Genomic DNA, 20,446 nt, shown 5'->3' on the forward strand with positions numbered 1-20,446 from the left:
TTCAAACTGTCAGGTTGCGCCAGGCCGGTTAGATCAACAACAGTCGATCGGGATTTCAGATTGCGCGAACAATCCTGCCTTTGTATTGTCTTCTAAAGAATCCACTAACATTCGCTAAGACGCTTTATTAATGACAGTTGAAACATCTGAGAATCAGCCGAAGCGTAATCTGTTGCTTTGGATTACGCTTGGGCTCTTGCTGGCTGCACTTACCCTGGTGGCGATCTATAAAGCCTGGCCGATCCTGTTTCCTCAGATCAGTCAATCCGCCGCCGTAGATCCGAATTGTGACCTGCGAAAGGCCCCCTGTGTCTCTTCGATCACTGGCGAAGTTGAAGTCGGTTTTTCAATCGAACCCCGGGAAATACCCCTGGTGAAACCCCTGAAACTGGCCGTGGAGATCGCTGGGGTGGCGGTGGAGCGGGTGGAGGTGGATTTTGCCGGTGTCGACATGAACATGGGTTACAACCGGGTGGTTCTGCAACCTGTCGCTGAGGGGCAATTCGAGGGAGAGGGGATGATTCCGGTCTGTGTCATGGACTCCATGGAGTGGGAGGCAAAAGTCTTGCTTACAACAAAACAGGGGGTGTTGGCCGCCCCTTATCGTTTTGTCACGGTACGCCCCGGTCTGACACTGCCCTGATTTCCGGATTCCGCCTGGAGGACGGGGGGATATACGGCCGAGGGTTGACGCCCGGCAAGGATTCGCTTTCTGCCTCAATATCTAAAAAACCAATACTATTTATAAAAATAATGAATACTGAATTGAATCGCGTATTCCTTTAATGCTTATGCTGAAACCCAGGCGCCACGCAGACTTGCTCAAAGGTCCATCCGGACCACTTCGTACAACTTCCATGCAACATTCCCTATTACTGATTTTCGTCACTGTCAATTGAGCAACTCCTGTGTTAAATACTTGCCCTGCTTGTGGATATCGAAATTTCCACAGCAAGGCAGAAAGACCTGGAACGCTATTGTTGCGGCGCAATAAAACAATCATGCAACACGACATGATGTGTATAACGCAAGCCGCTATCCAGGATTACAAACAGATAAATTCTGAATGTTGAAACACCGGATTGACCGGTGTTTCGCGTTCAGGGCAGAAAAACACGGAGGAATCCACTATGGCCTTCAAGAATCGCCTTCATAGAAGCGAACTGGCCGTACCGGGCAGTAATATGCGGATGCTTGAAAAAGCCCCGCACTCTGGCGCTGACCTGGTATTCATCGATCTGGAGGATGCGGTTGCACCGTCAGACAAAGAGCAAGCCAGAAGAAATGCCATCCATGCACTGAATGAGTACGACTGGTCGAGCTGTTCAGTTTCCGTTCGCATCAATGGTCTGGACTCCCACTTCTGTTATCGGGACATCGTTGATGTGGTTGAGCAGGCCGGTGACAAGCTGGATACCCTGCTGGTCCCCAAGGTCGGGCAACCATCCGATCTGGAATTTGTTGCGCTGTTGTTGGAACAGATTGAAGCAGCCAAAGGCTACAAGCAGATCAACCTGCACGCGTTGATCGAAACGGCCATGGGAATGGCGAATGTGGAAGCGATTGCGCAGAGCTGTCCCGATCGGCTTGAAGCGCTGGTCTTCGGTGTTGCGGATTATGCTGCTTCCACACAGGCACGGACCGTCAGCATGGGTGGCGTCAACCCGGACTACCATGTGTTGTCTGATGCGGATGCCGAAGGCAACCGTGATGTCTATCTGGGTAACCAGTGGCACTTTGCCATGTCGCGCATGATCGTGGCCTGCCGCGCCTATGGCTTACGTCCGATCGACGGACCGTTTGGTGATTACAGTGATCCTGATGGTTATCTGGCTGTGGCCAAATCATTTGCTGCCCTGGGTGGTGAGGGTAAATGGGCCATCCATCCCGCGCAGATCGAGTTGGCCAATCAGGTCTTCACGCCCAGTGCGAAAGAGGTGGATCGGGCCCGTCGTATCGTCCAGGCGATGGAAGAGGCGGCAGCAGCCGGCCAGGGTGCGGTCAGTCTCGACGGTCGTATGATCGACGCCGCTTCGATTCGCCAGGCCGAAGTGATGCTGTCGAAGGTTGAGCAGATCGAACGCAACTCCAAGCAGGAGGCGGCCGCGTGAATATTCATGAATATCAGACCAAGGATCTGTTTCGTCACTACAAGATCCCAGTACCCGAAGGCCGCATGGCTCACTCCGCTAATCAGGCCCTGACCGCAGCGGAACAACTTGGTGGCGAGGGTTGGGTCGTTAAGGCCCAGATCCACGCCGGTGGACGGGGTAAGGCGGGTGGCGTGCTGCTTGCGAAACAGCTCGATGAAGTACGTGAGCACGCGGAAAAACTGATCGGTAGCCACCTGGTGACCAAGCAGACCGGTGAACAGGGCCGGATGGTCAACCGGGTACTGGTTGAACAGATGCAGGATATCAAGGCGGAGTATTACCTTGGTCTGGTGATCAACCGGGCAAATCAACGGATCACCCTGATCGCATCAGCGGCCGGTGGAATGGATATCGAGGAGGTGGCCGCCAAATCACCCGACAAGGTGATCAATGAGGTGGTTGACCCCGCCGTCGGCCTGCAGGATTTTCAATGCCGTAAGGTGGCAGCCGGTATCGGTCTCAGTGGTAAACAGATCAATATGGCGGCAAGTATCATGAAGCGCCTCTATCGCTGTTTTCGTGATAAGGATGCGCTGATGGCTGAGATCAATCCGCTGGTAACCACCGGAGACGGTCAATTTCTCGCCCTGGATGCGAAGATGTCGTTTGACGGCAATGCACTGTTCCGTCAGCCGGAGATCGCAGACCAGCGTGATTTCGATGAAGAGGATCCCAAAGAGGTCGAAGCCTCGGGGCACGATCTCAACTATATCGCCCTGGATGGCAGCGTCGGTTGCATCGTCAATGGTGCGGGACTGGCGATGGCGACGATGGATGCGATCAGCCTGTATGGGGGACGGCCCGCCAATTTTCTCGATGTGGGTGGTGGTGCTTCACCGGAGAAGATTGCCAACGCTTTCCGCATCGTTCTGGAAGATCCAAACGTGAAGGTACTGATGTTGAATATCTACGCCGGAATCAATCGCTGTGACTGGATCGCAGAAGGGATTGTCAAAGCGGTTTCAGATCTTGAGGTCAATGTGCCCATCGTGGTGCGGCTGGCCGGTACCAACCTGGAGGAGGGGCGGAAGATTCTGGCCGACTCGGGGTTACAGTATATCCATGCCGATCGTTTGAGTGATGCGGCTGAGAAGTCTGTCAAGGCACTGGCGGGAGGTGCGGCATGAGTATTTTGGTCAACAAGGATTCGAAGGTTATCTTTCAAGGTTTTACCGGACAGCATGCCACTTTTCATGCGCAGGAGGCGATTCGCATGGGCACCCAGGTGGTTGGCGGTGTAACTCCTGGTAAGGGTGGTCAAACCCATATCGACAGACCGGTTTTCGATACGGTCAAGGATGCGGTGGAGCAGACCGGTGCCGATGTGAGTGTGGTTTTCGTACCGCCGGCATTCACTGCCGATGCCGTGATGGAGGCGATCGATGGTGGCATCAAGGTGATCGTGGTGATTACCGATGGGGTGCCGGTGCAGGATATGGTGCGGGTGAAGCGTTATCTGATTGGCCATGACACCATCATTGTCGGCCCCAACACCGCCGGTGTGATCACACCGGAAGCGTGTAAGGTGGGAATCATGCCGGCTCATATCTACCGCACAGGACGAATCGGTGTGGTCTCACGTTCCGGTACGCTCAACTATGAAGCGGTGGAACAGATGAGTGAACTGGGTCTGGGTATCTCCACCAGTATCAGCATTGGCGGTGATCCGGTGAATGGTTGTGATTTTCTGACCCTGATGAAGCAGTTTGCCGAGGATGATGAAACCGACGCGGTATTGATGATCGGTGAGATCGGTGGATCACAAGAGGTCGAGGCGGCCACCTGGGCCAGGGATCATATGGATAAACCGCTGATTGGCTTTATCGCTGGCGCAACCGCCCCCCCAGGGCGAACCATGGGGCATGCCGGGGCGATCATCTCCGGTGAGGACGATACCGCCCAGGCAAAGATGAAGCGTCTGGCTGAACTGGATGTGCATGTGGTTCAGAATGCGGCAGAGATTGGACGCACGGTTCAACAGAGCCTGGAACCTCAGGAGTGTGTCGCCTAGTCATTAGGCTTGTCGGTTGGCCTGGCCACAATGCCAACCGGGATGTTGATTGGGTCAGGCTATTTGTGAAGCGCTGCAGGTTTAGGTTTTAATCTGCAAAATCATTATATTAACAACCCCTGATGACCATTGGTGGTGCCTGGCAAGGGATTGGGATGGTTGCATCGCCGGGTAGGGGTTGGATCATGGCAGGCGCTTTGAAGGGTAACGGATTGCGGCTGACAGATGCTGATGAAGCCCTCTAAACTCAGGCTTGGTCAACCAGAACTTGTAATTGGCATAGAATAGGAGGAACATTCCTCAAATTCACCCCTGTCACAGGTTCGGTGTGATGAAAAGGCTTTTGATACTCAACAGCAAGGGAGGCTGTGGGAAGACAACGATCGCGACCAATCTGGCGGGTTACTACGCCTCGGCCGGGACGCCGACTGCATTGTTCGACTATGATCCTCAAGGTTCCAGTCATCGCTGGCTGGAGATGCGTTCCGATGAGCTCTCAAATATTCATGGTGTTTTTGCAGCAAAGCCAACCCAGGGTGCAGTAACCCAGGCGTTTGCTCAGCGGGTGCCTGGAGAGACAGAGCGGATCGTGGTGGATACGCCAGCCTCCATGAAACGCATGGAGATGATGAATATGCTGAGAAATGCAGCGGCAGTCATCGTTCCGGTTCTGCCCTCCGCAATCGATCGTCATGTCACTCTCGATTTCATACAGGAGCTGACAACCCTCTGTCGTCAAATGGGGATCAATATCCCGGTAGGTATCGTGGCCAATCGGGTGCGTTTGAATACCCGCGCCTTCAAACAGCTTCAGGAGACCCTGGAACTTCTGGATATCCCACTGGTGGCCTTTCTGCGGGATACGCAAAACTATGTCCATGCTGCGGAATCCGGTTGCGCGATTGTCGAGTTGAAAACCGCCTCGATGAAAAAAGACCGGCAGCAGTGGCTGGCATTGATCGAGTGGTTGGAGAGTGCTCATACGCCACCGATGACGCCTACCGCCGAAAAACAACAGGCTGGACTGCATAGCTAGCCTCCAGGGTTGATTCGACTTCTGTTAACAGGCCCTGGATTCTGTACCATTCACCCACTCCTCATTAATATTCCTTTTTTAACTCGTATTAGGCGTTGTTTATGACCACCATTGGTACCCCCTTCACCTCCAATGCAACAAAAGTTCTGTTTTGTGGATCCGGTGAGCTGGGTAAAGAGGTGGTTATCGAATTACAGCGTTATGGCTGTGAGGTGATTGCCTGTGATCGCTATGAGAATGCACCGGCCATGCAGGTGGCTGATCGTTCCTATACATTCTCAATGCTTGATGGTGAGGCGCTGAGGGAGGTGATCGAACAGGAGAAGCCGGATTACATCGTGCCGGAGATCGAGGCCATATCCACCGATACCCTGGTCGAACTGGAAGCAGAAGGGTTTCATGTGATTCCGACCGCCAATGCCGCCAGACTGACCATGAACCGGGAGGGTATCCGCCGACTGGCAGCGGAGACGCTGGGCATACCGACCTCCGACTACCGTTTTGTCGACAACCGGCAGGACTTCATGGATGCGGTCTCCGAGATCGGTATCCCCTGTGTGGTCAAGCCGATCATGAGCTCATCGGGTAAAGGTCAGAGTACCATTCAAAGTGATGCGGATATTGAGAACAGCTGGACCTATGCGCAAGAGGGTGGGCGTGCCGGGGCAGGGCGGGTCATCGTCGAGGGTTATGTCGACTTTGACTATGAGATCACTCTGCTGACCATACGCCATATCGATGGGGTCAGTTTCTGCCTGCCGATCGGACATCGTCAGGAGGATGGGGATTATCAGGAGTCATGGCAACCTCAACTGATGAGCGATGCCGCCCTGAGCAAAGCCAAGGAGATTGCTGAAAAGGTGACCTCGGCGTTAGGGGGACGGGGGATTTTCGGTGTGGAGCTGTTTATCAAGGGTGATCATGTCTACTTCAGTGAGGTCTCTCCCAGACCCCATGACACCGGTATGGTGACTATGATCTCTCAGGATCTGTCCCAGTTTGCCCTGCACAGCCGGGCGATTTTAGGTTTGCCGATTCCTAACATCAGACAGCATGGCCCCTCGGCATCTGCCGTGGTGTTGGTTGAGGGTGAATCGGATAACGTCCGTTTCGGCAATCTCGAAGCGGCCGTCGCAGAGGCGGACACTCAACTCAGGCTGTTCGGTAAGCCGGAAGTCAGCGGCAAGCGCCGTATGGGCGTGGCGCTGGCCCGAGGTGAGGATATCTCTCAGGCAAGAGAGAAGGCCACAAAAGCAGCCGCTGCGGTGACCACTGAGCTTTAATCCATTTGGGTTGAAATGAGTCATAGGTCTTCTGTGTAAACACGCGTGCGCCACTTGAAAACTACTGACCTTCAATCGAGTTGTCACTTCCAATAATCTGATTTATCAAGAAAAATCAGATAAAGCTCAACCTTTTTCCAAAGGTGTGATACGCCAGTCGAATCGGGTTCAATGTGAAAATTTGTGCCCAACATCATTGGGATGAATTTTTGTGGAGAAATAATATAGAATATTCGAAATTTTTAATGCACTAACGAAATTGGCCTGCCACCGGCACTTCTGTGGCCAGTCCTCTGACAGGAGTGAATCTGATGTTTCGCAAACGCCCTATTGTGACCATGATGCTTGGCCTGATGATCTCTGCCGCTCCGGCAACCCTTCCGGCTGATGATAAAGCTGGATCAGAATGTCCACCGATGACCGCTTCCGAATCTGTTCAGGTCCCGGATTGGGTTAAGCAGCGCCGTGCTGAAATGGAGAGAATGCATGAGCAATATGCAGCACAGCGGGAGGCCATGATGACGCGTCAAATGGTGCCCATGCAGCCTTATCAACCCGCCGAGATGCCGGATTGGGTGGCCGAACGCCGCAACCGCTTACCAATGGCGCCACAGATGCCGGAGTTCGAGCTGCCCAAAGTACCGGATTGGGTCACTGAAAGTCGTCGTCAGAGAGCTGTCGCAGCCTTCGAAATGCAGCATTACAAGGTGCCGGAGTGGCTGGCTCAGCGTCGCGCCCAACAACCCGTAGTGCCACAAATGCCGGCCTTTCAGCCACCACAGTTTCCCTCCAGACCGATGATCGATCATGCCGCGAACCCGTATCCCCACTCGATGGGATTTGAGCGTCCTGAACTACCGGATTGGGTGAAAGAGCGGCGGGCCCGGATGACGGCGATACCTCATCCGCCAGCACCCAACCACTCTCCGGATGCTGCTCAATACCAGGCACCTGTCGCTCCTGCGAAGGGTCTGCCGGTCTACAGCGCTCCCGTGCCTTTTTACGGTCGTCCCTATCCTCGCCATGGCTGGGGTGGGTCTGATTGGGGGCCGTTTGATGGCATGGGTGACCTGTTTGGTGACATGGATATGAGTTTCAACTTCAAACTGCGTGGCTCAGGATCCGGCTATGGTGACGGTCGGGGGTATCACGGTTATGGCTATGGGCCTCATGCCTGGGCGCCGTTAGCAGCACCGTCCCAGCTTAATGCACCAGCTGTCGCTGCTGTTGAAGCGGAACAACCCGCCGCCCTAGACGATTCAGTGGTGGCTACACCAGAGAACGAGGAGCAGCCGGCAACTGTCGAGGTATCGACTGTGGCTACCGACAGCGACGGCGATGGGGTGCTGGATATCGCAGATATCTGTCCCGATTCTCCGGCCGGTGCGGAGGTTGACGGTCTGGGTTGTGAGCAGACTGCCTCCATTGTATTGCGTGGGGTCAACTTCAAGACCGACTCCGACCAGTTGACCGATACCTCTACCGAGATTCTCGATCGAGTGGCCAATACTCTGATCGCCAATCCAACCGTGGCGGTTGAAATCGCCGGCCACACAGACAGCGATGCGGATGAGGCCTATAACAAGGATCTGTCCCAACGTCGGGCAGAGATGGTTATGAGCTACCTGACAGAGAAAGGAGTGATCGCCGATAACCTGAGTGCCATGGGATACGGTGAAGAGCAGCCGATCGCTTCCAATGAGACGGCTGAAGGCAAAGCGCAGAATCGTCGGGTTGAGCTGGTTCGGAACAACTAAACTGACTTTTACCAATCTTTCAGGGGGCGCATTTTACGCCCCCTGAAAAGATGAATTTTTTGTGGTCAACGGGTCTGATTGATACCGTGTTTTCTCAGTTTTCTGTAGAGGGTGTTACGGCTCATACCCAAAGCTTCCGCTGTCTTGGAGATATTCCGGTTATGTTCTCCAAGGGAGGCAATGATCACCTGCTGTTCGGCTGACTGCAGCGGATCGTCCTCTGACTCATCTTCCGGTCATCAGCAGAACATCGGTTTCAAAACCTACTACAAACAGCAACAAGACAAAAAGCCCCTCTCCCGCAAGGGGAGAGGGGAGTTATAGGACACTAACAGCGTAATGCATTGTGTTTAATCAGAGCGTATTGGTGGGGCAGGGCACAACCCTGCCATTGAGTTCAGGGTGTAGGGTGGGGCTCTGCCCCACCAATGGGTACAGCTGACATCACCAAGGTTTGTCAATTCACAACAACTGGATACAATACGCCCCCACTTTACGAATTGAAGATACAAGGTGATCCATGAGACACATCAGGAAAGTACTCTCTTACTCCATCGCTGGAACAATTGGATTGAGCACGATTGCCAGTCTGAATGGCTGTAGCGACCAGGGTAATCCACCGCAAGGCAGCGGCTTCGGCAACCAATCCGGGATGGAACGGGGGCAGCATGTCTTCATGGTGATCGAGCAGGTTGCTGCAAACCCGGACAGCTATCGCTTGGTAGAGAAACACCCTACTAGTGGCCCGACTCGCGCGATCCTTCGCGATCAGCAGGGAAATGAGCGATTTCTTAGTGAAGATGAACTCAAGCAGATTGCCGAACAGGAAGCCGCGAAGGTCGAAGCGGGCTCATCACGCCTGACGCAGGATCCTTCCATGCACTCTGGCGGACTGTCGCTGGGTGAAACCCTATTGGCTGCCGCCGCAGGCTCCCTGATTGGTGGTATGCTGGCCAACCGATTGGCCGGTAACAACAATTTTCAGCGCACGCAACAGCAGTATGGCGGAGGCCGTCCTACCAGTACAATCTCGCAGCCCTATAACAAGACGGCAAAAAGTCAGCCCAAGAGTGGCTTTTTCGGTGGTAATAAATCAGGCAGCAGCAGTTCCAGCAGCCGATTCAACTCCTTTGGCGGCTGATTCATGGTCGAAACTCTGAAGGTTGAGCCCCTCAGTAAAGGGGTCATGGAAGAGATCGGCATGAGCTGGCATACCGATGCGGATGGCAGTGACTATATCGTCAGTGATCTGGTTCAATTGAGTGAAGCAGAAGCGGAGGCCTACTACCAAGCTGCAAATACTCTTTATGATATGTATGTGGAGGGAGCCCAGTACGTCATAGACAATCAGCTCTACTATGAGTTGGGTATACCCGCTAATCTTGTCGGGCTGATTGAGAACAGCTGGGATCGAGATGACTGGCATCTCTACGGGCGTTTCGATCTGGCCGGGGGACTCGATGGTCAGCCCATCAAATTAATCGAATTCAACGCTGATACCCCAACGAGCCTGTTCGAAACAGCCATTATTCAGTGGGCAATTCTGAAGGCGAATGGCATGGACGAGGCCCGCCAGTTCAACAATTTGCATGAGATGTTGAAAGAGAACTTCCGGCGTCTGATCAGCGGTGACGATGCCGATTTCGATTTTGCATGCCGCTACAATGGGGAAAAGCTGCTCTTTTCCAGTATCAGCGATCTGCCGGAGGATGAGCGTACAACCCGCTATCTTCAGCAGGCAGCACACGAGGCAGGCTTTTTTACCGACTTCTGCTACCTGAATGAAGCGGGCTTTAGCCGTGACGAAGGTGTGTTCAACAAGGATGGCCAGCTGGCTGACTTCTGGTTCAAACTCTTTCCCTGGGAGGATATCGCCGAGCAGGAGCTAGAGCTAACCCGGATGCTTGGGCAGAGTGCAAAGCAGGGGGGAACCCGCATTATCAATCCGCCCTACACACTTCTGTTTCAGAGTAAGGGGATGATGAAGATCCTGTATGATCTCTTTCCCAACTCACCCTACCTGCTGCCCACCGCATTCGAGCCTCTGGCCGGTGTGGCTCAGGTCGAAAAGAAGTTGTTTGGTCGCGAGGGTGCCAACATGCGCATCCTGGATGCCGGCGGGCAACTGATTCAGCAGAGCGGTGGTCCTTACGATTTCCATAAAAACATCTATCAGGAGTGGGTTGATTTCCCCAAGGACCGTGTTGGGCAAAACTATCAGGCCGGTGTTTTCTATGTTTGGGAGGCCTGTGGCCTGGGCTTTCGCCGTGGCGGCAAGATTCTTGACGACATGAGTAAGTTCGTGGGCCATGTGATCATTGAAGAGGAGCCGCTACAGCTTGGTTCTCCTATCTCTTAACCTAAACAAGGCGTGTTAACCGGGATCGAATCTCTCTGTTTTGTCTGTCTGGTTGAGTGTCGAAGCCTATCGCAACCATCCGGCTGTGGCGTTGTCTGCAATGGAGACCAAAGGACTTGCCAAACGTGCCCGGATTCCCACACAACGACCTGTGAAAAAGCCCTAAGCCCGCCACCGACTCTGTCACCTGCAGCCGAAGCGTGGGTTCCTCGCACGCTTCGGTCTGAAACCTGTTGGCGTGTTTAGCCCCCACCTGCACTGTGCTGTGGCTGATTGGTGTGGGGTAGGGGGCTCAGACAGCCGCACCCTCTGCCTTGCTCGCAAGAATCCCCGGCGCTTGATTGCAGAAGCCGTTTTGAGGATTGGTGGGGTATATCAGAAATTATGATATAAAATCATGAATTATCATTTTTCATAAAATGGATTCTCTTCCATACTCCTCTTCAATACTTAACACAACTAGCCGCAGGAGATTGAGATCATGGTTCAGACAGCCGTAGATCAATCCGCCAACGTACAACCACTGATCCGCTTTGATGAGGATGGTTTCCTGATCGATCACCAGCTCTGGAACGAGGAGCTGGCTCGTGATCTGGCCCATCAGGAGGGTGTGGATCACCTGGGTGAGCAGCATTGGCACATCATTCATCACATCCGTGAACGTTACCTGAGCCTCGGGGCACTACCGAATATGCGTCTGGTCTGCCGGGCAACCGGGATACCCAGGCATAAGGTCCACCATCTGTTTGGCAGTTGCCTGAGCATCTGGCGAATCGCCGGTCTGCCCGATCCGGGTGAAGAGGCGAAAAGCTATTTCAGTTGAGTATTATTAAGTACACGAATCAATGCAGTCCGGAAGCTGAAATAGTAATCCGGTGTTTTTCAGAGCTGCTGTAATAGGGTAACTATCGATAACGCTGCTGATCCGTTTACTCTGAAAAAGCAAATTTCAATGTCCCTCTCCTACAAGGGGAGAGGGGAGCCACGCTCTGTTCCTGTATGGCACTCTGAAGGTTTGTGCTTTTATCTGTCCTTCAAACCAGCCTGATAACATTTACGTTTATTAGCGTTCATTTGCGGTCTTGATTTTAATACCTCAGGTCCTGTTACGTGCATTGATCAGGGTTTCGTACTCATCCGGGGCGAGGATCTGTCGCAGATCGATATAGCTGCCACTTTCAAATCCCTTGATCTCTGGCAGGGCCTTCAGGATTCTCTCTGCGGCCGCCGTAGGTGTGAGAGTTTTTCCCTCCTCACGAGCCTGTCTGATCCGTTGCAGGGCAGGGTAGGCATGACTGTCTGCTTCGTTACACAGATAGTCCATCATGGTCGATTCGATCAGTCCCGGCGCAATGGCGGTAATGTGGGTTTCACCTAACTCGTGGGCATAGAGACGTCCAAGCATATTCAATCCGCTCTTCGAAAGGGCATAACCGCCCCATCCCTTATTGCCCAGTACGGCAGCACCGGATGACATGAGGAGAATCTGATCGATATTCAGTTCTGATTTCAGCAACCAATCCAGGATGACCTTGTTCGGCCAAAGGTTGATCTCCATGATCTGTCTCAGTTCATCCAGTGACGTGTCACTGATGTTTTTGATCTCTCCCAGAATACCCGCGTTGAGTATCACCAGATCCAGTCTGTTAACACCGTTTAAAAGTTGTTCAAGGTTGTCGGGAATTGTCTCCGACCGGGTCAGATCGCAATGTTGATCCACGATATCCCCCTGCAGATTGCAGCCACGTCGGCTGCACCCATATACCCGATAATCATGGTTTAACAAAACCTGGCTGAGTCCCTTGCCGAGACCGCTGCTGTTACCTGTGATGAATGCTGTTTTTTTATTCATATCGGCGAATCAAAAATGGTGATCTATAGTCATACAATCGTTGTAATGTATCAGTGGGCTAATTTAGCAGTGTTTTATGTTTTTCTGATAACGCTATTTCCAATCTGTGATGGTAAGTCAGTCAAATAACAGCTTGGAATATTGAGACACGGCTCGCACCTCGACATATAGCAAATTCCTATACTATCGCGAAATTGCTGAACTGGAGATTGTGTATGGAAACCTTCAATCGGGAAGGAAATGTAGCGACTCTTCTGACCACGCTCTTTGCCCTGGACATGGCAGAGACAAAGAGAAAATCACTACAGGCGACAGCAGAACTTCAGGCCCAGGTAAAGATTGCATTGGAGCTTGCACAGTCACCTTCAACAAATCAAAAACTGCCGGAGAAACCCATCGAGGGTGAGTGGTTGGCAGATTTGAATGAGATGGGTGTTAGTCTGGTTGAGGCACTCACGGTCAAGGAGTTATACCATATACAGGGATTGTTACAGCCCGCCACTCTACGACAGGTGGAAATATTGAAACATTTCAAAATGCCTGGTGCTGTGAAGATGAACAAAACAATGGCTAATTACTATATCAGGCGTCTCTTCTCGGAGCGTGAAAATGTCGATGCCTGGCAGCGACGCCCCCCCACCTCCCGGGTGATGCAGGGTCTGCTCTACATAAACGGCAGTTTTACCCGTGGCATGACCCAGCATCAGGCACAGCGTAGACTCAGGAAGTCCGGGATTCAGAGCCCATCGAAATATCGTGAATGGAAACACATCGAAACACTCTTTCTCGGGGTTAATGATCTGGTGATCCGGCAACGAAACGCCACCCGAAAGATCACATGGAAGCGTTTTTATCACTACTATGATGAATTAAAAAGCAATGGCGTGCCCAGCGATGAAATCTCGGTGGAGATGATGCTTGCCCGGATAGCCTATCATCAGCGTGGCAAACTCCGATCGACTCATTTTGGCGGCGATGAAAGTGCCCTGTTGGCTGCGATATAAAAACTTTGGTGATCGGCTGATTTTGAGCGGATGCAAAACAGATTGGTTCTGACCCTGTGACACACCGCGACTGCCAACTCAAGCCTCCTCTCTGGTCACCGGTAGACGAATGATAAACGTGGTGCCAACACCCTGTTCTGTTTCAAACAACAGTTCACCCTGATGCTTACCCACGATGATGTCCTGGGCGATCGCCAGGCCCTGGCCGGTACCTCGTCCCACATCCTTGGTAGTGAAAAATGGATTGAAGACATACTCCTGGGCCTCTTCGGGTATGCCGGTTCCGGTGTCACTGACACGGATTTCCACCTGCTCATCTTTTAATGCAGAGGTGATGGTGATGGTGCCTTTCTCTTCCCGCTTGGCGGCTTCAATGGCATGCGCTGCATTGACGATGATATTCAGTACAACCTGAGATACCTCTCCCGCAAGGCACCTCACGTCTGGCAGGTTGTCACTCAGCTCCAGCTTAGTGTCCGCAACATATTTCCACTCATTCTTACATACCGCCACCGCATTACTGACAATACGGTTCAGGTCGGCTAAGGCCATATCCTTACCACCTGGATGTGCAAACTCTTTCATTGCCAATACAATTCTGGCCACCTGTGATGCGCCGGATATGGATTGATCGATGGCATTGGTGGTTTCTTCAGTGAGATACTCCAAGTCGATCTCTTCAATGGTCTTATCGATTTTTTCCAGTTCGTCTTGCAGTTCAGGTTGCTGTTTCGCTTTACTTGAAAGTTCCGCATATTGCTGTAACAAGCTTTGCATATCCTGCTGTGACTCTTGAATGAACTTCAGATTGTCACCAATGTACTGTATCGGGGTGTTGATCTCATGGGCGATGCCACCGGCCAATTGTCCGACCGCTTCCATTTTGTGGGTCTGGTTCAACTGGCGTTCCAGATCGATGCGTTCTCTATCAGCACGTTTGCGTTCCGAGATGTCACTGAATGTCAACACTACCTGTTTGTCATTTTCATTCTGCAGCATGGGCGATACTGAAAAAACGATATCAATCTCATGCCCGGCTTTGTGGCAAAAGAGATCATCATTGTCAGCGCGGATAACACCGTCCTTCAATGTATCCATGACTGTCGTTTCGACAGTTTTGTCTTTGTCCGGTTTTTTCTCCGCATAGACAATCTGACTGAACTGCTTGTCCAGCATGTCATTTTCAGTCCATCCAATCAGCCTCGCACTTTCTGGATTGGTATATTTGACGACGCCATCGTTGTCCAGCACCACGAAACCTTCACTCATACTGTTGGTGACGTCACTCAGAAATTGTTCTTTATCCTTTAGGTTCTGTTGTGTCAGTTTCAGTTTCAACCAGTGTTTTCTCAATTGACTCATTAGAAAATTACTGGTGACTGAGATCATCAGAAAGCCGATGAAGTGTAGCAGTGTCATGATCTGCTTGGCTTCGTCCTGGGCGGCAATAATGGGTTCCGCGAAGACTTTTACACTGATGCCACCACGTACATCGCCAACTCTTTTACCCTCATAGCCATGGCATTTAAGGCACTGTTCCTGCATATACACCGGACCGATGTATCTGAAGTAGGCTGGTTCCTGGTTCAGAAACGGTTCGAATTTAAACTCTGTGCCTTGCTGGAACTGACTCAGAGCCTGGCTCTCCCAGGTATCGGAGATGTTCTCCGGATTCATGGGTTTCGATGAAACGGCTCGATACTGAATATCCTTAACGTTCTGCTTTTTGAAGAGGGTGGGGTCATTCGCCATCAACACGGGATTGATTTTTGTCAGTCTGACCATCTCATACATGATTTGACCGCGCTCAAAGGCAATTTTTTCGACAGAGTTGTCGATAACACTGAGATTCCATATCAAAGAGACCAGGGTCAATGCCAACCAGAAGATGGTTGGGAACATCCAGTAGTATGTGGATTGTAATAGTCGAATCAACATGGCAACATCCGTTTGATTATTCGGTCAATTCTCAGCAATCGACCCGTTTTTTCACTGCACAACTACACATGGCAGCAGGATGTTGCGGAATGGGATCAGCCCCTGGGCACTAAATCTGAACTGCCTGTTCCATCTGTGAACCTGCTAGCGATATAGAGCGCTTATAAAAATATAGCGTTCGAATTGATTATTACTTGAGGATCTAACTTCTGTTTTAATCACATCTTCATCAGTCTATAAAGCTGATTGATTACCCTTGTGGCTGTTACTTATCTGATAATAAGTAACTTGCACATGTTTTCTGGATTCTTATGAGGGCCGACCTGCCATGGCACTGACAGCAACACAGCAATTACAGATCAATCACCGCTCAGTGAGGCGGTTTCTCGATAAGCCTATGGAACCAGGGCAGTTGGAAGCGTTGATCCGTTGTGGACAGAGTGCGGCGACATCCAGTTTTATCCAGGCCTATTCCGTCATTCGGGTGACAAGCCCAGAAGCGAGGCGGGCGATCGCCGTTGCGGCAGGTGGTCAGGTGTGGATTGAGAAGGCGACCGAGTTTCTGGTTTTTTGTGCTGACCTAAGACGCATCAATCAGGTGTGTGAAGCCGTAGGCAAGGGTGGATTGGAAGGATATAGCGAACATGGGCTGGCCGCTGTAATCGATGTGGCATTGATGGGCCAGAATGTGATTCTGGCTGCTGAATCCCAGGGCTTGGGTGGTGTCTTTATCGGCGGTATTCGTAATCAGCCTGAGGTGGTGGTGGAGCAGCTCGAACTACCCCACAGAGTCGTGCCACTGTTTGGGATGTGCCTGGGCTGGCCGGATGCGAATACCGAGGTGAAACCCAGAATGCCGGTTGAGTGCATTCTGCATCAGGATCGATATCAGGAGATGGATCCACACAGCGTGGCTGAATATGATGAGACGATGTCAAAATACTATGCCAGCCGCGGCTCCAATGTGAAACTGACCGATTGGTCGAATGCCACCGCGCAAGCCATGCAGGGAAAGAAGCGGGAACATATGCTTGATTTTCTGCGCTCAAGGGGCTTCTTCGTCTGTTAATGCTCCATATTAGTGCAGAGAATTGAAACGATTGTCTTACTGTTTGGGTGGCCTTTGTCAGCTCGGTTATTTACCCGATGACCGGGATTGGCGAACAGACATCTGCGAGAAGTGAATCGCCAGATCTGTGTCACCATTCATAATCCACTCACTTGATGCCGCTTGACAGCCAGTAGCGCTAACTTCAGGACAGCAACACTCTGTGTCACGGTTCACAGGCGCCATTGCATGTACTCTTCAAGCTGAGTGATATCACACAGAAAGCCAGTGATATCTCGGTTGTTTCACTGGTCGGCTCGATCGAATCAACCATAACCATTTGAATTTAAGTACAAAGGTCAAATGGCCTGATTTCTGCCATGTGCGGGTACCTGTTTAAATGGAGATTCTTTCAGATGGTTCGAAATATAAGTTTACTCGTTGTGTTGTCGGTTTTAACACTCTCCTAGGTCCAGGCCGGCTGGGGAAACGGTGGCGGTCAGGGGCAGATTGCGGAGAGCCTCACAACAGTGGAGGCTGAACATTTACAGTGGTTGAGAGAAGAGGAGAAAGTGTCACGGGATGTCTATGATCTGCTCTATCAGCATTGGGGGCTCTATGTGTTCAGTAATATTGCTGCGGCAGAGCAACGTCATATGGACTCTGTGCTGATGCAGTTGCAACGTTACGGTCTGGTCGATCCTGCTTTGCAAGCGGGTCTGTTCAGCAACCAGGAGTTGCAAGCGCTTTACGAAAGCCTGATCCTGCAGGGTACAACCTCAGAAATGGATGCGCTTCATACCGGCGCTTTGATTGAAGAGGTGGATATGCAGGATCTTCACGAGATGATCGCCTCCACAGACAACAGTGGATTGATCAGTCTCTATGAGAAACTGCTGTGTGGATCGAGAAATCATCTGCGGGCGTTTGTCAGTCAGATCGAGAGCCGGGGCATGGTTTATCAGGCACAGGTGATGGATCAGGAAGCGGTCGATCTGATTGTGGACAGCCCCATGGAGCGTCGCTGTGGACGTCGCTACAGATGATGTCAGGCATAGGGCCTATTGGATTAGTGTTAACAGGCCCTGGCACCTTGGATCAGCAAATGCGTCGCCCCCTGAAGAGGGGGCGATTCTGATCAACTCAAACGTTTGTATTTGATGCGGTGTGGCTGATCGGCTTCTGCGCCGAGGCGGCGTTTCCGGTCAGCCTCATAATCTGCGTAATTACCTTCAAACCATACCACTCCGGAGTCACCCTCAAAGGCCAGGATGTGGGTGGCGATTCGATCGAGAAACCAGCGGTCATGGCTGATAACCACGGCGCAGCCCGGAAATGAGAGCAACGCTTCCTCCAGTGCTCTCAAGGTCTCCACATCCAGGTCGTTGGTCGGCTCATCGAGTAACAACAGATTGCCACCACTTTTCAGCAGCTTCGCCAGATGAACCCGATTGCGTTCACCACCGGAGAGATCGCCAATGCGTTTCTGTTGGTCTGAACCTTTGAAGTTAAAGTGGCTGACATAAGCCCGCGAAGGCATCTGAAAGCGGTCGACCGTAATGATGTCCTGACTGTCAGAGATCTCTTCCCAGACGGTTTTGTCTCCGTTCAGTGTATCCCGACTCTGATCCACATAGGCGACCTGTACGGTCTCACCGATACGCATTTCACCCCCATCAGGCTTCTCCTGTCCGGTGATGATGCGAAACAGGGTGGTCTTGCCCGCGCCATTCGGGCCGATGATGCCCACAATACCGCCTTTGGGCAGATTGAAGGTGATGTCATCGTAGAGTACCCGGTCACCAAAGGCTTTCTTCAGCGATTCGGCTTCGATCACCAGGTCGCCCAGTCTTGGGCCGGGCGGTATGTAGAGCTCATTGGTCTCATTGCGCTTCTGGAACTCCTGGGACTGCAGCTCTTCAAAGCGTTGCAAGCGGGCTTTGCTTTTGGCGTGTCGGCCTTTCGGATTGGAGCGTACCCATTCCAGCTCCGCTTTCATGGATTTGATATGGGCGGCCTCCTCACGGGACTCCTGTTCCAGGCGCTGCTCTTTCTGTTCCAGCCAGGAGGAGTAGTTGCCCTCCCAGGGAATGCCGTAGCCCCGATCCAGCTCGAGTATCCAGCCGGCCACATTGTCGAGAAAATAGCGGTCATGGGTAACCGCTACCACGGTGCCGGTGTACTCATGGAGAAAACGCTCCAACCAGGCGACAGACTCCGCATCCAGATGGTTGGTCGGTTCGTCGAGCAACAACATATCCGGTTTTTCCAGCAGTAACCGGCAGAGTGCGACCCGGCGTCGTTCGCCACCGGAGAGGGTTTTTACATCCGCGTCCCAGGGCGGCAGTCGCAGGGCATCAGCAGCAATTTCCAATTGCCTCTCGAGGTTGTGTCCGTCACAAGTCTGGATAATGTCTTCAAGTTGAGCCTGTTCTTTGGCCAGGGCGTCAAAATCGGCATCCGCTTCCGCATAGGCGGCATACACCTCTTCGAGACGACTGAGGGCCTGTTTCACCTCGGCCAGTGCCCCCTCCACATTGCCCCGAACATCCAGGGTCTCATCGAGTTGGGGTTCCTGGGGCAGGTAGCCCACCCGGATACCGGCCTGGGGACGGGCTTCACCTTCGATGTCGGTATCCACACCGGCCATGATACGCAACAGAGTCGACTTACCGGCGCCGTTGAGGCCGAGAACGCCGATCTTCGCGCCAGGAAAGAATGAGAGTGAGATATCCCGCAGAATCTGCTTTTTCGGGGGGACGACTTTGCCCACCCGATTCATTGTATAGATGTATTGGGCCATGGAACCTGTATCGTAGATTGAACTGTTGTGGTGTGGCCTTCGAATCACACGCTGACACTAACCTGGGTGCGATTCTGCTGACCAGTTTTCGGCGCTTATCCTACCATGAGACTATGCCTGCAGGTAGATTTACCTTAGGACCTTCTAACACTAATCCAATCTGCCCAGTTGCGTCTGAAAAAGTGCCTCTCAAAGAGCGATGAGCGTAGATTGGTTGCTCCAAATGAGCGACGAGCAGCGGTTCATGGTGTTTTTAAAGTGTAACCCCCAGGTTGATATCTAAGGAAGGGGCTGAGGCTGTTTTTGCGCCCAGCGGCGTTATTATTCGCTCATTTAGCATAATTACACCGCGCTCATTCTGCCTTACTGAGCAGAAAAACAGACCTGGCAGGAGGTATTGGATTCGTGTTACTGGCAATAGCACTCGCTAGATTCAGCCAGGTCACTACTTGCAAGCCACCCGGCAGGTTGCGTTCGGGCAGATTAAGAACGGATCAGACAGGTTTCAAAATCGATGTCCGTCGAGCCATCTAGCTCAAAACCAAATCTAAGTACTTCAAGGATTCATACCTCAGAGAAACACAAGCGGTCTTGGTTGATCGTGAAAAAGGCATCGATAGGATACTTTTCTCCATCAAAGTTGAATTCGATGATGAGGCTCCTGCCGATGATGCCCACCTGCAGCATCGTCTCTCCAAGGTCCTGATAGGTGTCTGGTTGGTGGCGGTGTATTGGTACAGGATCGTTCGTTTGAGGGCGCGGCCGTGTACAGTCTGAGTCATAGTATGCTTTGGGTTCAATATAGATGGCGCCAAAACTTGTAAACTCATAACTTACTTTTGCCCGGATTTGACTCGAATTCGATGCTTCATGTTCAACGTGCTCACAAGACTCTGTCACCCATAGACCAGCCAGTGGTGATTGCTCAGTACGGTTTTCAGAGTTGTTGTCATCGTTGCATCCATTGAGAAGAGCAGAAGTAAAGACCATCGAAAACAACAGTGATTTTTGCATGATATCCCTATCCAATTTTTTTCAACATTGTATTGAAGACTTGATTCAATCATTCCGTCCGTCAATGAGGCGATTGTGTTTCAATTAAGTTCATGGCAGGGGTGAAGATTTGTCACTCTTACCGGATGGCAATTGACTGAAGCAGGGTGATTAACACGCTTTAAAAGGATCTCTGTAAATCAGTTCTG

19 protein-coding genes are annotated in these 20,446 nt (G+C 51.9%); 14 read left to right on the forward strand and 5 right to left on the reverse strand.

Going from position 1 to position 20,446, the window contains the following annotated elements; genetic code table 11:
• Nucleotides 1–130: 130 nt before the first annotated feature.
• The 7 genes from A3193_RS18610 to A3193_RS20855 all read left to right on the forward strand — a co-directional run bounded on the left by A3193_RS18610 (nucleotide 131) and on the right by A3193_RS20855 (nucleotide 8,240).
• Nucleotides 131–643, forward strand: coding sequence for a hypothetical protein (locus A3193_RS18610; RefSeq protein WP_069006496.1), 513 nt, complete (start codon nucleotides 131–133; stop codon nucleotides 641–643).
• A 487-nt stretch (nucleotides 644–1,130) separates the two neighbouring features.
• Entirely contained in the window at nucleotides 1,131–2,111 is a 981-nt protein-coding gene (locus A3193_RS18615; protein ID WP_069006495.1) for an HpcH/HpaI aldolase/citrate lyase family protein, read from the forward strand.
• The gene (gene sucC, locus A3193_RS18620) at nucleotides 2,108–3,280 is read left to right on the forward strand and encodes an ADP-forming succinate--CoA ligase subunit beta (RefSeq protein ID WP_069006494.1); all 1,173 of its coding nucleotides are present in this window, start codon (nucleotides 2,108–2,110) and stop codon (nucleotides 3,278–3,280) included. The genes A3193_RS18615 and sucC overlap by 4 nt, the downstream gene beginning before the upstream one ends.
• Complete coding sequence (sucD, locus tag A3193_RS18625; protein WP_069006493.1) at nucleotides 3,277–4,164, forward strand: succinate--CoA ligase subunit alpha; 888 nt, start codon at nucleotides 3,277–3,279, stop codon at nucleotides 4,162–4,164. The genes sucC and sucD overlap by 4 nt, the downstream gene beginning before the upstream one ends.
• A gap of 331 nt (nucleotides 4,165–4,495) precedes the next feature.
• Nucleotides 4,496–5,200 (forward strand): ParA family protein, encoded by a 705-nt coding sequence (locus A3193_RS18630; RefSeq protein ID WP_069006492.1) that lies wholly within the window; start codon nucleotides 4,496–4,498, stop codon nucleotides 5,198–5,200.
• A 101-nt stretch (nucleotides 5,201–5,301) separates the two neighbouring features.
• Complete coding sequence (gene purT / locus A3193_RS18635; protein WP_069006491.1) at nucleotides 5,302–6,483, forward strand: formate-dependent phosphoribosylglycinamide formyltransferase; 1,182 nt, start codon at nucleotides 5,302–5,304, stop codon at nucleotides 6,481–6,483.
• 311 nt (nucleotides 6,484–6,794) lie between these two features.
• Nucleotides 6,795–8,240, forward strand: coding sequence for an OmpA family protein (locus A3193_RS20855; protein WP_069015562.1), 1,446 nt, complete (start codon nucleotides 6,795–6,797; stop codon nucleotides 8,238–8,240).
• A gap of 65 nt (nucleotides 8,241–8,305) precedes the next feature.
• Here A3193_RS20855 and A3193_RS20200 read toward each other — a convergent pair whose 3' ends face one another.
• Nucleotides 8,306–8,449: a helix-turn-helix domain-containing protein gene (locus A3193_RS20200; RefSeq protein ID WP_071933810.1), complete on the reverse strand. Its 144-nt coding sequence runs from the start codon at nucleotides 8,447–8,449 to the stop codon at nucleotides 8,306–8,308.
• 311 nt (nucleotides 8,450–8,760) lie between these two features.
• Between A3193_RS20200 and A3193_RS18645 the strand changes: the two genes are divergently transcribed.
• The 4 genes from A3193_RS18645 to A3193_RS18655 all read left to right on the forward strand — a co-directional run bounded on the left by A3193_RS18645 (nucleotide 8,761) and on the right by A3193_RS18655 (nucleotide 11,422).
• Nucleotides 8,761–9,381, forward strand: coding sequence for a Cj0371 family chemotaxis-regulating polar lipoprotein (locus A3193_RS18645; RefSeq protein ID WP_069015563.1), 621 nt, complete (start codon nucleotides 8,761–8,763; stop codon nucleotides 9,379–9,381).
• Between the two features lie 3 nt (nucleotides 9,382–9,384).
• Complete coding sequence (locus A3193_RS18650) at nucleotides 9,385–10,599, forward strand: glutathionylspermidine synthase family protein (RefSeq protein WP_069015564.1); 1,215 nt, start codon at nucleotides 9,385–9,387, stop codon at nucleotides 10,597–10,599.
• Between the two features lie 40 nt (nucleotides 10,600–10,639).
• A complete protein-coding gene (locus A3193_RS20940) occupies nucleotides 10,640–10,765 on the forward strand; it encodes a hypothetical protein (RefSeq protein ID WP_268804483.1) in 126 nt (41 codons plus the stop codon).
• A 315-nt stretch (nucleotides 10,766–11,080) separates the two neighbouring features.
• Nucleotides 11,081–11,422 carry a TusE/DsrC/DsvC family sulfur relay protein gene (locus A3193_RS18655; RefSeq protein ID WP_069006487.1) on the forward strand — a complete coding sequence of 114 codons (342 nt, stop codon included), beginning with the start codon at nucleotides 11,081–11,083 and terminating at the stop codon, nucleotides 11,420–11,422.
• Nucleotides 11,423–11,695: 273 nt separating this feature from the next.
• Here A3193_RS18655 and A3193_RS18660 read toward each other — a convergent pair whose 3' ends face one another.
• A complete protein-coding gene (locus tag A3193_RS18660; protein ID WP_069015565.1) occupies nucleotides 11,696–12,451 on the reverse strand; it encodes an SDR family NAD(P)-dependent oxidoreductase in 756 nt (251 codons plus the stop codon).
• A gap of 215 nt (nucleotides 12,452–12,666) precedes the next feature.
• Here A3193_RS18660 and A3193_RS18665 point away from each other — a divergent pair, with 215 nt between their 5' ends.
• Complete coding sequence (locus A3193_RS18665) at nucleotides 12,667–13,455, forward strand: PDZ domain-containing protein (RefSeq protein WP_069015566.1); 789 nt, start codon at nucleotides 12,667–12,669, stop codon at nucleotides 13,453–13,455.
• 78 nt (nucleotides 13,456–13,533) lie between these two features.
• Here the strand turns inward: A3193_RS18665 and A3193_RS18670 are convergent, their stop codons facing one another.
• Nucleotides 13,534–15,393 carry an ATP-binding protein gene (locus A3193_RS18670; RefSeq protein WP_083218864.1) on the reverse strand — a complete coding sequence of 620 codons (1,860 nt, stop codon included), beginning with the start codon at nucleotides 15,391–15,393 and terminating at the stop codon, nucleotides 13,534–13,536.
• A gap of 328 nt (nucleotides 15,394–15,721) precedes the next feature.
• Here A3193_RS18670 and nfsA point away from each other — a divergent pair, with 328 nt between their 5' ends.
• Complete coding sequence (nfsA, locus tag A3193_RS18675) at nucleotides 15,722–16,462, forward strand: oxygen-insensitive NADPH nitroreductase (protein WP_069006483.1); 741 nt, start codon at nucleotides 15,722–15,724, stop codon at nucleotides 16,460–16,462.
• A 509-nt stretch (nucleotides 16,463–16,971) separates the two neighbouring features.
• On the forward strand, nucleotides 16,972–17,487 hold the full coding sequence (locus tag A3193_RS18680; protein WP_162273757.1) for a DUF2202 domain-containing protein: 516 nt from the start codon (nucleotides 16,972–16,974) through the stop codon (nucleotides 17,485–17,487).
• A gap of 92 nt (nucleotides 17,488–17,579) precedes the next feature.
• Here A3193_RS18680 and ettA read toward each other — a convergent pair whose 3' ends face one another.
• Together ettA and A3193_RS18690 are read right to left on the reverse strand one after the other, a co-directional pair.
• A complete protein-coding gene (gene ettA, locus A3193_RS18685; protein WP_069015568.1) occupies nucleotides 17,580–19,244 on the reverse strand; it encodes an energy-dependent translational throttle protein EttA in 1,665 nt (554 codons plus the stop codon).
• A gap of 564 nt (nucleotides 19,245–19,808) precedes the next feature.
• Entirely contained in the window at nucleotides 19,809–20,258 is a 450-nt protein-coding gene (locus A3193_RS18690) for a hypothetical protein (RefSeq protein WP_069015569.1), read from the reverse strand.
• Nucleotides 20,259–20,446 lie beyond the last annotated feature (188 nt).

The organism is Candidatus Thiodiazotropha endoloripes (genome assembly GCF_001708965.1).
Lineage (GTDB): Bacteria > Pseudomonadota > Gammaproteobacteria > Chromatiales > Chromatiaceae > Thiodiazotropha > Thiodiazotropha endoloripes.

Coding starts and splice junctions, on each gene's coding strand:
- A3193_RS18660 (WP_069015565.1), bottom strand. CDS start 12,451: ATGAATAAAAAAACAGCATTCATCACAGGTAACAGCAGCGGTCTCGGC.
- A3193_RS18665 (WP_069015566.1), top strand. CDS start 12,667: ATGGAAACCTTCAATCGGGAAGGAAATGTAGCGACTCTTCTGACCACG.
- A3193_RS18655 (WP_069006487.1), top strand. CDS start 11,081: ATGGTTCAGACAGCCGTAGATCAATCCGCCAACGTACAACCACTGATC.
- nfsA (WP_069006483.1), top strand. CDS start 15,722: ATGGCACTGACAGCAACACAGCAATTACAGATCAATCACCGCTCAGTG.
- A3193_RS18645 (WP_069015563.1), top strand. CDS start 8,761: ATGAGACACATCAGGAAAGTACTCTCTTACTCCATCGCTGGAACAATT.
- sucD (WP_069006493.1), top strand. CDS start 3,277: ATGAGTATTTTGGTCAACAAGGATTCGAAGGTTATCTTTCAAGGTTTT.
- ettA (WP_069015568.1), bottom strand. CDS start 19,244: ATGGCCCAATACATCTATACAATGAATCGGGTGGGCAAAGTCGTCCCC.
- A3193_RS18670 (WP_083218864.1), bottom strand. CDS start 15,393: ATGTTGATTCGACTATTACAATCCACATACTACTGGATGTTCCCAACC.
- A3193_RS18615 (WP_069006495.1), top strand. CDS start 1,131: ATGGCCTTCAAGAATCGCCTTCATAGAAGCGAACTGGCCGTACCGGGC.
- A3193_RS20855 (WP_069015562.1), top strand. CDS start 6,795: ATGTTTCGCAAACGCCCTATTGTGACCATGATGCTTGGCCTGATGATC.
- purT (WP_069006491.1), top strand. CDS start 5,302: ATGACCACCATTGGTACCCCCTTCACCTCCAATGCAACAAAAGTTCTG.
- A3193_RS18630 (WP_069006492.1), top strand. CDS start 4,496: ATGAAAAGGCTTTTGATACTCAACAGCAAGGGAGGCTGTGGGAAGACA.
- A3193_RS18650 (WP_069015564.1), top strand. CDS start 9,385: ATGGTCGAAACTCTGAAGGTTGAGCCCCTCAGTAAAGGGGTCATGGAA.
- A3193_RS18690 (WP_069015569.1), bottom strand. CDS start 20,258: ATGCAAAAATCACTGTTGTTTTCGATGGTCTTTACTTCTGCTCTTCTC.
- A3193_RS18610 (WP_069006496.1), top strand. CDS start 131: ATGACAGTTGAAACATCTGAGAATCAGCCGAAGCGTAATCTGTTGCTT.